Here is a 13829-nt window from a genome sequence, read left to right on the forward strand (position 1 = left end):
CGATGTCGCGGCCTCGGCTGGCATCAGGGTGATCAGGCCTTGCAACCTGCGGGAATGCTGTCGGACTTCACCTTCGTCGTGCCGACCTTGTCAGTCGCGTAGAAGTAGGTGTCGTTGGTGCTCTGCCCGATGACGCAGTAGGTGCCCGTGCCCGTGAAGAGGGTCACCGACTTGGTGTTGCTGGAGCCGGTGACGCCGGCGTCGGTCCAGGACTGCGTGCTTCCCGCACCGGGCGACGTGGTCGAGACGGTACCGTTCGTGACGAGGGCACCAGCAGTCGGCATCGCACCGAGGTTGGTCTGCACCGACACGACCGCGATCTTCGCGTTCGTCACGTCGGTCTGCGTCGCCGAGTCCTGCGCGTTCTTCTGCACACCCAGGTACACCGGGATGGCGATGGCGGCGAGGATGCCGATGATGATGACGACGACGAGGAGCTCGATCAGGGTGAAGCCCTTGTCGTTCTCTTCGAGGAGGCCCTTGCGGCGAGCATCGAGCTTGCCCATGAGTGCTGCGTACATTGTCTTCCACTCTTTCGGGAGTTGGGTGCGGAATGGGATCGGGGCTGTGCTCTGCCGCCACCGTCGAGCGTATTCAGGGGAGATTTTCCGCATAATCCCGAGAACGGGGGCCAAACGGCAGGAAAATGCCCCCAGTACCGGGGGTCCGGTGTCGATGAATGCACCCCGATAGAGGGTCGTCGGCACCGGACGAGCGTGTGCGCGCACACGACGAACGCCCCCGACGGTCGGGGAATCCGAGGTGAACCGGGCGTCAGTGGATGAGCGAGGTGATCTGGAAGATCGGCAGGTAGAGGGCGACGATCATTCCACCGATGACCACACCCAGGAATGCGATGAGGAGTGGTTCGATCAATGACGTCAGCGCTTCTGTCGTCGATTCCACTTCGGCGTCGTAGAACATTGCGATCTTCTCGAGCATGATCTCCATCGAACCGGCGTCTTCACCGACGGCGATCATCTGCGAGACCATCTGCGGGAAGACCGGTTCCTTGCCGAGCGGCTCCGAGATCGATTCGCCCTTGCGAACGGATTCCGCCACCCGCCCGAGCGCCCGCTCGACCACGAAGTTGTTGGACACCTCGCCGACGATCTTGAGCGCTTGCAGGATGGGCACACCGGCGCCGATCATGTTCGAGAAGTTCCGGGCGAACCGAGCGATGACGATCTTCTTGCTGAGCGGACCGAAGACCGGGAGCTTGAGCCGGATCGGGTCGAGGAACCCGCGGACCCGGTCGGTGTTCTTGTTCGCCCGGTACCAGATCCAGGTGACGGCGATCGCCACGGCGAGGATCGGGCCGACCCACACCATCGCGTGTGACGCGTAGACGAGCATCATCGTCGGGAGCGGGAGCTTGCCGCCCAGCGAGGAGAACATGTCCTGGAAGATCGGGACGATGAAGATGAGCATGATCACGACGCTCAGCAGCGACATGATCAGGACGACGGTCGGGTAGGTCATCGCCGACTTGATGGTCGAGCGGAGCTTGTGCTCCTTCTCGAAGTTCGTCGCGATCGAGTCCATCGCCTTGTCGAGGAAGCCGCCCGTCTCGCCGGCGCGGATCATGTTGATCATGATCGGGGGGAAGTCGACCGGGTACTTGGCGACAGCGTCCGAGAAGGCGACACCCTGCTCGACCTCGTCGCGGACCTTGCCCAGGATGCCCTTGAGCTTCTTGTTCTCGGTCTGGTCCGCCAGGATCGTCAGCGCCCGGAGCAGGGAGAGTCCCGACGAGAGCATCGTCGACGCCTGCCGAGCCATGATCGACAGGTCCTTGAGCCCGGCGTGCTTCTCGAACCCGGGGATCTTGATCTCGGTCTGCAGCCCGGTGCCGGCCTTGACCTCGGCGAGCGAGATCGGCGAGATGCCCATGAGGCGGAGGCGCGCGACCGCGGCTCCCTCGCTCGCTGCGTCGAGCTTGCCCTTGACGAGCTTGCCGCCGCCGTCACGACCGCGGTAGTCGAATGCCAGTGACATCAGTAGCCCCCTGAGAACTTGTCGCCGAAGTCGATGCCGCTCGCGGCGATGGCGGACGCGGACTCCTCGGACGGCGACTCGACACGCTGGACCAGCCGATCGAAGCCCTCCTCGTCGTGCACCTTCTCGAGCGCGGCCTTGCGGGTGATCGTGCCGACGTTGACCAGCTCGGCGAGGTCCTGGTCCATCGTGTGCATGCCCGTGTCGCGCCCGGCCTGCATGGCCGAGGTGATCTGGTACGTCTTGCCCTCGCGGATGAGGTTACCGATCGCCGGCGTGGTCTTCATGATCTCGGTCGATACGACGCGGCCGACCCCGGTCGCCTTCGGCACGAGCGTCTGGCACACGACGCCCTCGAGCGTCGCGGCGAGCTGCGTGCGGATCTGCCCCTGCTGGTGCGGCGGGAACACGTCGATCACGCGGTCGATCGTGCCGGGCGCGCTCTGCGTGTGCAGGGTCGCGAAGACGAGGTGGCCGGTCTCGGCGGCGGTGAGCGCGACGGAGATGGTCTCGAGGTCGCGGAGCTCGCCGATGAGGATGACGTCGGGGTCCTGGCGGAGGACGTGCTTGAGCGCCCGCGCGAACGAGTGCGTGTCCGCACCGACCTCGCGCTGGTTGATGATCGCCTTCTTGTGCTCGTGCATGAACTCGATCGGGTCCTCGACCGTCACGATGTGGTCGGCACGGGTCTCGTTGACGAGGTCGATGAGCGCCGCCAGCGTGGTCGACTTGCCGGAACCGGTCGGACCGGTCACGAGCACGAGACCGCGGGGCAGCTTCGCGAAGTCGCCGACCTGCTCGGGGATGCCGAGCTGCTTCAGCGTCTTGATCTTCGTCGGGATGATGCGGAAGGCGGCACCCCAGTTCCCGCGCTGCTGGTAGTAGTTCACGCGGAAGCGGTACTCGGGCGACAGCGAGTACGCGAAGTCGAGCTCCTGCTCGTGGTCGAACTGGCCGGCCTGCTCGGCGCTCAGCAGCGTCTTGAGTGCCGCGACGACCTTGTTCCGCGCCCACGGGCCTCCCGGCACGGCCGGTCGGAGCGAGCCGTCGACGCGCACCGTGGGGGCGGCGTCGGCGGTGACGTGGAGGTCGGACGCACCCTGGTAGACCACCTGGGCGAGCGCGGTGACCAGGTCGGCGTCCGCGACCTCGCGTGCGTGCCGGGTGAAGGCGATCTCGGCCTGCCCCTCGGGGGCACGCCCGCGCAGCGTGGCAGTCGTCGCGACCGGAGCACCGAGTGCCTCGGTCTCCGCCTGCGCGTAGCCGTAGGAGGCCGTGGACGGCGGGACGGCGGCGGGGGGCGTCGCGGGGACGGAGTGCGGCTGCGCGACGGGCACGGCGACGGCCTGGCCGGTCGGAGCCGGCCACGAGGCGGCGTCGCTCTGCAGGTCGTAGACCGGGCCGGCCGCGGCCGGGGCGGTCTGGTGGCCGTGCGTGGCGGGTGCCACCGGAGCCGAGCTGGCGGCCAGCCGGGCGGCACGACGGCCGCCGATCTCACCGGCGGGCTGTGCGGGGTGCCAGCCCGCGACGGGCTCGCCCTCGGGCACGGAGATGTCGTAGACAGAATCGGTCATCGTCCCACTCCCACGCCTACGCGACCACGCGCAGGATCTCGTCGATGCTCGTCATCGCGAGCTTCGCCTTCTCGAAACCGTCCTGCCGGAGCGTGAGCATGCCCTGCTCCTGCGCGACCCGGCTGATCTCGGCGCTGGACGCCCGCGCCACTGCGAGCCGCTCGATCTCCTCGGTCACGGTCATCACCTCGTGCAGGGCGATGCGGCCCCGGTAGCCGGTGTTCGAGCAGACGGCGCAACCGACCGGCCCGAAGAGCGCCGGCGCCTGGTCGCCCGGAGCGATGAAGCCCATCGCGACGAGCTGCTCGGCGCTGTACACCGACGGCGCCTTGCACCGGTCGCAGAGGCGGCGTGCGAGACGCTGCGCGACCACCGAGTCGAGCGCGGACCCGACGAGGAACGGCTCGATGTCCATCTCGGTCAGTCGCGTCACGGCCGAGGGGGCGTCGTTCGTGTGCAGGGTCGAGAGCACGAGGTGGCCGGTCAGCGAGGCCTCGATCGCGATCTGCGCGGTCTCGTGGTCGCGGATCTCACCGAGGAGCACGACGTCCGGGTCGGAGCGCAGGATCGAGCGCAGCGCGGATGCGAAGGTCAGACCGGCCTTCGGGTTGACCTGCACCTGGTTGATGCCGCCCATCCGGTACTCGACCGGGTCCTCGACGGTGATGACGTTGATCTCGGGCTTCGCGACGGCGTTCAGCGTCGTGTACAGGGTCGTCGACTTGCCCGAACCGGTGGGGCCGGTCACGAGGATCATGCCGTACGGCTTGGAGTACGAACGTCGGTAGGCCTCGGCGTTCTGCTCGAGCAGGTTGAGGTCCTTGAGCGTCAGCGACGTGTTCGTGTTGTCGAGGATCCGCATGACGACCTTCTCGCCCCACACGGTCGGCAGCGTCGCCACGCGGAGGTCGATCTGCCGGCCGCCGTGCCGCACCGACATGCGGCCGTCCTGCGGCTTGCGTCGCTCGGCGATGTCGATGTCGCTCATGATCTTCAGGCGGCTGATGACGCCGTTCTGGATGTTCTTCGGTGCCGGGGCCATCTCGTGCAGCACGCCGTCGATGCGGTAGCGGACGCGCACCTCGTGCTCGCCGGGCTCGATGTGGATGTCGGACGCGTGGTCCTGGATCGCCTGCGAGACGAGCAGGTTCACGAACCGGACGATCGGGACGTCGTCGAGCGAGCCGTCGGTCAGGTCGGCCTGCTGCTGTGCCTGCGCGCCCGCTTCCTCACCCATCGACGAGGTCAGGTCGCTGAGCTCGTCGTCGGCGCGCAGGTAGCGGTCGAGCGCGGCCTGCAGGTCACGCTCCTCGACCTGTAGCGGCTTGACGGTCCGGCCGGAGGCGGCGCGGGCGTCGTCGATGGCGAGGACGTTGGTGGGGTTCACCATGGCCAGGACGAGCGTCTCGCCCTCGAACCCGATGCCGAGCACCCCGTGCCGACGGCACAGTGCCGCGGGCAGCATCGACACCGCGGTGCCGTCGACCGGGTAGTCGGTCAGCGGGACGGTCCGGGAGTTGTGCGACGCGGCGCGGGCGGTGACGAACTGCGCCTCGCTCACGACCCCTTGGTCGACGAGGGTGCGGATCGCGCGCTCGTCGATCTCCTCGTCCCCGGTCATGGCGTCGAGGTGCTCGATCGGGAGCGCGCCGTTGAGGATGAGGATCTCGGACAGCGTGGCCATGTGCCCCGCACCTCCTTGGACTCGCTGGTGCGAGGGTCTTCGGGTAGTGCGCCGCCAGGGACGCGACGCCCGATCACGGTACTTGCGCGACAGTCGTCGAATGCAGTCCCACAACGAGGGGGCGGGGCCGCGAGGGGTGGCCCCAGTGCGGGGGTACCGGTGGGTATCGGGCTGCACGGAGGTGGTCGTCATGTCGGGATCATCGCGCTCTGCACGCCCCGACGAGCGGCCCGGGGACGGTCCTGTGGAGGCGGGTCCGGAGGGCGATCCTGTGCAGGAAGACCCTCGACGCGCGGGCCACCGGCGGGACATGATGGGGCATGGACATCACGAGCGTGACCGTGGGGTTGCCCGTCTCCGACATCGAGGCGTCCTGCCTCTGGTACGGCGCCGTGTTCCAGCGCTCCGACCCGGACCTCGAGCCGGAGGACGGCGTCGTCGAGTACGAGATCGGCGGCATCTGGCTGCAGCTGTTCCGGGCGACGGACGCCGAGCAGCGTCCCGCGACCGTCCGCTTCGGCGTCGACGACGTCCGCGCGCAGCACGCCCGCATCGGCTCGCTCGGCATCGACGTCGGCCCGGTGGAGTGCGTCGACGGCGCGGTCGACTGGTTCGACGTCCGCGACCCCGACGGCAACGTGCTCAGCCTGTACTCGCTGGTCGACGAGAAGGGCCGCACCGCCTGACGGCGGGACCACCTGACGGACGGGAGGCGCGGGGCGAGCCCGCACCGCGCCTCCCGGCCGCCACCGGTACCGTCCGGCAACGAGGAAGGCCCCCGCATCCGAGGATGCGGGGGCCTCCCGGGTTCAACTCACACTCAGTTGTAGGTCCCGGGCGTGAAGTCGTCCGACGAGAAGCTGTCGAAGTCGACGAAGCTCAGGTCGGCGTCCGAGAACGAGGAGTCGTCGGCGAAGATGCGGTTGGGGTACCGCTCCGCCTTGGCTTCCTCGGTCGCGGCGACGTCCACGTCACGGTACCGGCTGAGGCCCGTCCCGGCGGGGATGAGCTTACCGATGATGACGTTCTCCTTGAGGCCGACGAGGTGGTCCTGCTTGCCCTCCATGGCCGCCTGCGTGAGGACGCGGGTGGTCTCCTGGAAGGACGCGGCGGACAGCCACGACTCGGTCGCGAGGGACGCCTTCGTGATGCCCATGACCTCCTGGCGAGCCGAGGCGGTCTTGCGACCCTCCTGCAGCGCCGCACGGTTCAGCGCGTTGTAGCGCGACCGGTCGACGAGCTCACCCGGCAGCAGGTCGGTGTCGCCGTGGTCGACGACGGTGACCTTGCGGAGCATCTGGCGGACGATGACCTCGATGTGCTTGTCGTGGATCGGCACGCCCTGCGAGCCGTACACGTCCTGCACACCGTTGACGAGGTGCTTCTGGACCTCGCGCACACCCTTGACCCGGAGGACCTCCTTCGGGTCCACCGTGCCGGCGATGAACTGCTCGCCGAGCTCGACGTGCTGGCCGTCCTCGATGAGGAGGGTCGCACGCTTGAGCACCGGGTAGATGAACGGCTCGTCGCCGTTGTCCGGCGTGAGGATGATCCGACGACCCTTGTCCGTGTCCTCGATCGTGACGCGGCCGGGGGCCTCGGCGATCGGGGACGCGCCCTTCGGGGTGCGGGCCTCGAAGAGCTCCGTCACGCGGGGCAGACCCTGCGTGATGTCGTCGGCCGAGGCCGAACCACCCGTGTGGAAGGTACGCATCGTCAGCTGGGTACCGGGCTCACCGATGGACTGGGCGGCGATGATGCCGACCGCCTCGCCGATGTCGACGAGGTTGCCCGTGGCGAGCGAACGGCCGTAGCACTTCGCGCAGACACCGACGGCCGACTCGCAGGTCAGGACCGAGCGCACCTTGATGCTCTCGACACCGGCGGCGAGCAGCGTGTCCAGCAGGACGTCACCGACGTCCTCGCCGGCCTCGGCGACCTGGGTGCCCGAGGCGTCGGACGCCGGGGTGGCCAGGGTGCGCGAGTACACGGTGTTCTCGACGCGCGGGTCGCGGACGAGGGCGCCGTCGGCACCCACGGTCGCGATCGGCAGCTCGAGGCCACGGGTCGTGCCGCAGTCGTCCTCACGGATGATGACGTCCTGCGAGACGTCGACGAGACGACGCGTCAGGTAACCCGAGTCGGCCGTACGGAGAGCCGTGTCGGCCAGACCCTTGCGGGCACCGTGCGTGGCGATGAAGTACTCCGCCACGGTCAGGCCCTCGCGGTACGAGTTGATGATCGGGCGGGCGATGATCTCGCCCTTCGGGTTGTTCACCAGACCACGCATACCGGCGATGTTGCGCACCTGCAGCCAGTTACCACGAGCACCCGACGACACCATGCGGTTGATGGTGTTGTCGACGGGGAAGTTGTCGCGCATCTCCTGCGCGATCTCGTTCGTGGCCTCGGTCCAGATCTTGATCAGGTCGGCGCGGCGCTCCGCGTCGGTGATCAGACCCTTGTCGAACTCGCCCTGGACCTTGGCGGCCTGGACCTCGTAGCCCGCGATGATCTCCTTCTTGCGAGGAGGCGTCACGACGTCCGAGAGCGCCACGGTCACACCGGAGCGCGTGCCCCAGTAGAAGCCCGCGTCCTTGATCCGGTCCAGCGCGGCGGCCGTCTCGGTCTTGGAGTAGCGCTCGGCGAGGTCGTTGACGATCGCGGAGAGGGTGCCCTTGTCGGTGACGCGCTGGACGAACGGGTAGTCCGCCGGCAGCGTCTCGTTGAAGAGCGCGCGGCCCAGGGTGGTCTCGAGGAGGATCGGCTGACCGACCTCGTAGCCCTCCGGCGCCTCGCCCTCGGCGAAGTGGACACCCGACATGCGGATCTTCACCATCGCGTTGAGGTGCAGCGTGTTCTGGTCCTTCGCGAGGATCGCCTCGGCGACGGAGGAGAACGCACGGCCCTCGCCCGTCGCACCCTCGCGCACCGTCGTGAGGTGGTGCAGACCGATGATCATGTCCTGCGCGGGCAGGGTCACCGGACGGCCGTCGGACGGCTTGAGGATGTTGTTCGAGGCGAGCATCAGGATGCGGGCCTCGGCCTGGGCCTCGACCGACAGCGGCAGGTGCACGGCCATCTGGTCACCGTCGAAGTCCGCGTTGAACGCAGCACACACGAGCGGGTGGAGCTGGATGGCCTTGCCCTCGACGAGCTGCGGCTCGAACGCCTGGATGCCCAGACGGTGCAGCGTCGGCGCACGGTTCAGCAGCACGGGGCGCTCGCGGATGATCTCCTCGAGCACGTCCCACACCTGCGGACGCGAACGCTCGACCATGCGCTTGGCCGACTTGATGTTCTGCGCGTGCGACAGGTCGATGAGGCGCTTGATGACGAACGGCTTGAACAGCTCGAGCGCCATCTGCTTCGGCAGACCGCACTGGTGGAGCTTGAGCTGCGGGCCGACGATGATGACCGAACGGCCCGAGTAGTCGACGCGCTTGCCGAGCAGGTTCTGGCGGAAACGACCCTGCTTGCCCTTGAGCATGTCGCTCAGGGACTTCAGGGCGCGGTTGCCGGTACCCGTGACCGGACGACCACGACGACCGTTGTCGAACAGCGCGTCGACCGCTTCCTGCAGCATGCGCTTCTCGTTGTTCACGATGATCTCGGGGGCACCGAGGTCGAGCAGGCGGCGGAGACGGTTGTTGCGGTTGATCACACGACGGTAGAGGTCGTTGAGGTCCGACGTGGCGAAGCGGCCACCGTCGAGCTGCACCATCGGGCGGAGCTCCGGCGGGATGACCGGCACGACGTCGAGCACCATCGCGGCCGGCGAGTTGCCGGTGGCGAGGAAGGAGCTGACGACGCGCAGGCGCTTGATCGCGCGGATCTTCTTCTGGCCCTTGCCCTCGGCGATCTGCAGACGCAGCGCCTCGGCCTCGGCGGCCAGGTCGAAGGCCTCGAGCCGCAGCTTGATCGCCTCGGCGCCCATGTAGGCGTCGAAGTAGATCCCGAAGCGGTCCTGGAGCTCGTGGAACACGGCGTCCTCGGGCTTGAGGTCGCCGACCTTGAGGTTGCGGAAGTCCTCCCACACGCGCTCGAGCCGGGTGATGTCCTCGTCGAAGGACTTGCGGACCTGGGACATCTCCTTCTCGGCGGTGTCCTTGGTCCGGCGCTTCACGTCGGCCTTGGCGCCCTCCTCCTCGAGCGCTGCGAGGTCGTCCTCGAGCTTCTTGAGGCGGTCGGCGATGATCGAGTCGCGCTGACCCTCGAGGTTCTTGATCTCGAGGCGCATCTCGTTCTCGAGGCCGGGCATGTCGGCGTGGCGGCCCTCTTCATCGATGTCGATGATCATGTACGCCGCGAAGTAGATGACCTTCTCGAGGTCCTTCGGCGCCATGTCGAGGAGGTAGCCGAGGCGCGACGGGACGCCCTTGAAGTACCAGATGTGCGTGACGGGCGCGGCGAGCTCGATGTGGCCCATGCGCTCACGGCGGACCGAGGACTTGGTGACCTCGACGCCGCAGCGCTCGCAGACGATGCCCTTGAAGCGGACCCGCTTGTACTTGCCGCAGGCGCACTCCCAGTCGCGGGACGGACCGAAGATCTGCTCACCGAACAGACCGTCCTTCTCGGGCTTCAGGGTGCGGTAGTTGATGGTCTCCGGCTTCTTGACCTCGCCGTACGACCACTGACGGATGTCCTCGGCGGTCGCGAGGCCGATCCGGATGGCGTCAAATGACGTTGCTTCGAGCAATGTTCTTCTCTCTTGCTGAGTTCGAAACGTGTTCGGTACGGGCCGGCTCAGATGTCGTCGACGGACGACGACTCGAACCGCGAGGAGATGTTGATGCCGAGCTCTTCAGCGGCACGGAAGACCTCGTCGTCCGTGTCGCGGAGGCTGACCGCCTGGCCGTCCGCCGAGAGGACCTCGACGTTCAGGCAGAGCGACTGCATCTCCTTCATGAGGACCTTGAACGACTCGGGGATGCCGGGCTCCTGGATGTTCTCGCCCTTGACGATCGCCTCGTAGACCTTCACGCGGCCGAGGATGTCGTCGGACTTGATCGTCAGGAGCTCCTGGAGGGCGTAGGCGGCGCCGTACGCCTCGAGCGCCCACACCTCCATCTCACCGAATCGCTGGCCACCGAACTGCGCCTTACCACCCAGCGGCTGCTGCGTGATCATCGAGTACGGACCGGTCGAACGGGCGTGGATCTTGTCGTCGACCAGGTGGTGCAGCTTGAGGATGTACATGTAGCCGACCGAGACGGGCTCCGGGAACGGCTCGCCGGAGCGGCCGTCGAAGAGCTGCGCCTTGCCGGAGGAGCCGATCAGGCGCTCCCCGTCGCGGTTCGGGAGGGTGCTGTCGAGGAGGCCCTCGATCTCACGCTCGTACGCACCGTCGAACACCGGGGTGGCGACCTTCGTGCCGGGCTCGGCGCTGTGCGCCGCTTCCGGCAGGGCGGATGCCCACTCCTGGATGCCCTCGACGTTCCAGCCCTGCTTCGCGAGCCACCCGAGGTGGATCTCGAGGACCTGGCCGAAGTTCATGCGGCCGGGGACGCCGAGCGGGTTGAGCACGATGTCGACCGGGGTGCCGTCCGCGAGGAACGGCATGTCCTCGACCGGCAGGATCGTCGAGATGACGCCCTTGTTGCCGTGACGACCGGCGAGCTTGTCACCCGCGGTGATCTTGCGCTTCTGGGCGATGTAGACGACCACGCGCTGGTTGACGCCCGAGCCGAGCTCGTCGTCGCCGTCCTGCGCGTCGAAGACCTTGACGCCGATGATCGTGCCCTCTTCACCGTGGGGCACCTTCAGCGAGGTGTCGCGCACCTCGCGCGACTTCTCGTTGAAGATCGCGCGGAGCAGGCGCTCCTCGGCGGAGAGCTCGGTCTCGCCCTTCGGCGTGACCTTGCCGACCAGGATGTCGCCGGGGCGGACCTCGGCACCGATGCGGATGATGCCGCGCTCGTCGAGGTCGGCCAGGAGGTCCGGGCTGACGTTCGGGAGGTCGCGGGTGATCTCCTCCTTGCCGAGCTTCGTGTCGCGGGCGTCGACCTCGTACTCCTCGATGTGGATCGAGGAGAGCGTGTCGTCCTTCACGAGGTTCTGCGACAGGATCATCGCGTCCTCGTAGTTGTAGCCCTCCCACGGCATGAACGCGACGAGGAGGTTCTTGCCGAGCGCGAGCTCGCCGTTCTCCGTCGCGGGACCGTCGGCGATGACCTCGCCCTGCTCCACGCGCTCGCCTGCGGAGACGATGACGCGGTGGTTGTAGCTCGTGCCCTGGTTCGAGCGGTCGAACTTGCGCAGGTAGTAGGTCTGCGTGCCGCCCTCGTCGAGCTGCAGGGTCACGGCGTCGGCCGAGACCTCGGAGACGACACCGGCCTTGTCGGCGGTGACGACGTCACCGGCGTCGATGGCGGTGTAGCCCTCCATGCCGGTGCCGACGAGCGGCGACTCGGAGCGGAGGAGCGGCACGGCCTGGCGCTGCATGTTCGCACCCATGAGGGCGCGGTTCGCGTCGTCGTGCTCGAGGAACGGGATGAGCGAGGTCGCGACCGACACCATCTGGCGCGGCGAGACGTCCATGTAGTCGACCTCGTCCTTGCCGACGAGCTCGACCTCGCCGCCCTTCTTCCGGACGAGCACCTTGTCGTCCTGGAAGTGGAAGGAGTCGGTGAGCGGCGCGTTGGCCTGGGCGACGACGAAGTCGTCCTCCTCCGACGCGGTCAGGTAGTCGATCTGCGTCGTGACCTGGCCGTCGACGACGCGACGGTACGGGGTCTCGATGAAGCCGAAGGAGTTGATCCGACCGAACGACGCGAGCGAGCCGATCAGGCCGATGTTCGGGCCTTCCGGGGTCTCGATCGGGCACATGCGGCCGTAGTGCGACGGGTGGACGTCGCGGACCTCGACGCCAGCACGCTCACGGGACAGACCACCCGGGCCGAGGGCCGACAGGCGACGCTTGTGCGTCAGACCCGCGAGCGGGTTGTTCTGGTCCATGAACTGCGACAGCTGGGACGTCCCGAAGAACTCCTTGATCGCGGCGACGACCGGACGCACGTTGATGAGCGTCTGCGGCGTGATCGCCTCGATGTCCTGCGTGGTCATGCGCTCGCGGACGACGCGCTCCATGCGGGACAGACCCGTGCGGACCTGGTTCTGGATGAGCTCGCCGACGGCGCGGATTCGACGGTTGCCGAAGTGGTCGATGTCGTCCACGTCGAGGCGGAGCTGGACGGGCTCGCCGTCGCGGACGCCGTCGAGGTTCGTCTTCTCGGCGTGCAGCGAGACGAGGTACTTGATCGTGCGGACGATGTCCTGCACGGAGAGCACCGAGTCCGACAGCGGCGCGTCGATGCCGAGCTTGCGGTCGAGCTTGTAGCGACCGACCTTCGCCAGGTCGTAGCGCTTCGGGTTGAAGTAGAAGTTGTCGAGGAGCGCACGCGCGGCCTCGGCGGCGACCTGCTCGCCCGGACGCAGCTTGCGGTAGATGTCCTTGAGCGCCTCCTCCTTGGTGAGGACGGCGTCCTTCTCGAGCGTCGACTCGATCGAGGCGAAGCCCTGGAACTCCTCCATGATCTCCTCGCTCGTCAGGCCGAGGGCCTTGAGGAAGACGGTCACGGACTGCTTGCGCTTGCGGTCGATGCGCACGCCCACCTGGTCGCGCTTGTCGATCTCGAACTCGAGCCAGGCACCGCGCGAGGGGATGATGCGCGCGGAGTAGATGTCCTTGTCGGACGTCTTCTCCTGCTGGCGCTCGAAGTACACGCCCGGCGAGCGGACGAGCTGCGAGACGACGACGCGCTCGGTGCCGTTGATGATGAACGTGCCGCGCTCGGTCATGAGCGGGAAGTCACCCATGAAGACGGTCTGCGTCTTGATCTCACCGGTCATGTGGTTCATGAACTCGGCGTTGACGTAGAGCGGCGCGGCGTAGGTCTTGCCACGCTCCTTGCACTCGTCGATGGAGTACTTCGGGTCCTCGAGCTCCGGGGACGTGAACGAGAGCTGCATGGTCTCGCCGAGGTCCTCGATCGGGGAGATCTCCTCGAAGATCTCCTCGAGGCCGGAGTGCAGCGCGAGGTCGGTGCGACCCTGCTCCTGTCCTTCGGCGAGGCGGGCCTTCCAGACGTCGTTGCCGACGAGCCAGTCGAAGCTCTCCGTCTGGAGGGCGAGCAGATCAGGAACCGTGAGGGTGTCCGTGATCTTGGCGAACGAGAGTCGCGAGTGGTTGCGACCGTTCTTGGGGTTGGTGGATGCGTTGGGCGCAGCAGCCAAGGGTGTGACCTCCGGTAGGCCCCGTCGGGCCGGTACTGACGAGCAGCACGTAGGTGAGTGGATTGATCGCTCGGCGCGACCCCGGGACCGACGCACGTTGTACCCCGCGACCTGCACGCCAGGGGGCGTGCCTGCCGGTGGGCTGTGCGAAGATCAGTGAGCGGGTCCCGCCGCCATATACGGGACCGGCTGACCAGGGCGCGTGTTCGACCGCAATATGACGACACACGAATGCCAGGGAGCGCGAACTGCAAGCATAGGTCGCCCTGCGTGCGCTGTCCAGTCCTGGCTTGACCGGATTCGCCAGTGGCGTGTATAAGCACACCGACCACCCT

7 protein-coding genes are annotated in these 13829 nt (G+C 67.5%); 1 reads left to right on the forward strand and 6 read right to left on the reverse strand.

Features of this window, described 5'->3' with window-relative positions; translation table 11 throughout:
- Positions 1–32 precede the first annotated feature (32 nt).
- From QUG92_RS17100 to QUG92_RS05585, 4 genes are all read right to left on the reverse strand, one after another.
- A complete protein-coding gene (locus tag QUG92_RS17100; protein WP_353062760.1) occupies positions 33–506 on the reverse strand; it encodes a type II secretion system protein in 474 nt (157 codons plus the stop codon).
- A 268-nt stretch (positions 507–774) separates the two neighbouring features.
- Positions 775–1998 (reverse strand): type II secretion system F family protein, encoded by a 1224-nt coding sequence (locus QUG92_RS05575; RefSeq protein ID WP_182045377.1) that lies wholly within the window; start codon positions 1996–1998, stop codon positions 775–777.
- Complete coding sequence (locus QUG92_RS05580) at positions 1998–3572, reverse strand: type IV pilus twitching motility protein PilT (RefSeq protein ID WP_289457998.1); 1575 nt, start codon at positions 3570–3572, stop codon at positions 1998–2000. The genes QUG92_RS05575 and QUG92_RS05580 overlap by 1 nt, the downstream gene beginning before the upstream one ends.
- Positions 3573–3588: 16 nt before the next feature.
- Positions 3589–5256 (reverse strand): GspE/PulE family protein, encoded by a 1668-nt coding sequence (locus tag QUG92_RS05585; protein WP_069712791.1) that lies wholly within the window; start codon positions 5254–5256, stop codon positions 3589–3591.
- A gap of 320 nt (positions 5257–5576) precedes the next feature.
- On the opposite strand from QUG92_RS05585, the gene QUG92_RS05590 reads away from it, so the two are divergent.
- Positions 5577–5942, forward strand: a complete 366-nt coding sequence (locus QUG92_RS05590) for a VOC family protein (RefSeq protein ID WP_182045375.1) — start codon at positions 5577–5579, stop codon at positions 5940–5942.
- Positions 5943–6076: 134 nt separating this feature from the next.
- Here the strand turns inward: QUG92_RS05590 and QUG92_RS05595 are convergent, their stop codons facing one another.
- Positions 6077–9958: a DNA-directed RNA polymerase subunit beta' gene (locus QUG92_RS05595; protein ID WP_069712789.1), complete on the reverse strand. Its 3882-nt coding sequence runs from the start codon at positions 9956–9958 to the stop codon at positions 6077–6079.
- A 47-nt stretch (positions 9959–10005) separates the two neighbouring features.
- Positions 10006–13494 carry a DNA-directed RNA polymerase subunit beta gene (gene rpoB, locus QUG92_RS05600; protein WP_069712788.1) on the reverse strand — a complete coding sequence of 1163 codons (3489 nt, stop codon included), beginning with the start codon at positions 13492–13494 and terminating at the stop codon, positions 10006–10008.
- Positions 13495–13829: the final 335 nt, after the last annotated feature.

This window comes from Curtobacterium citri, from assembly GCF_030362955.1.
Lineage (GTDB): Bacteria > Actinomycetota > Actinomycetes > Actinomycetales > Microbacteriaceae > Curtobacterium > Curtobacterium citri.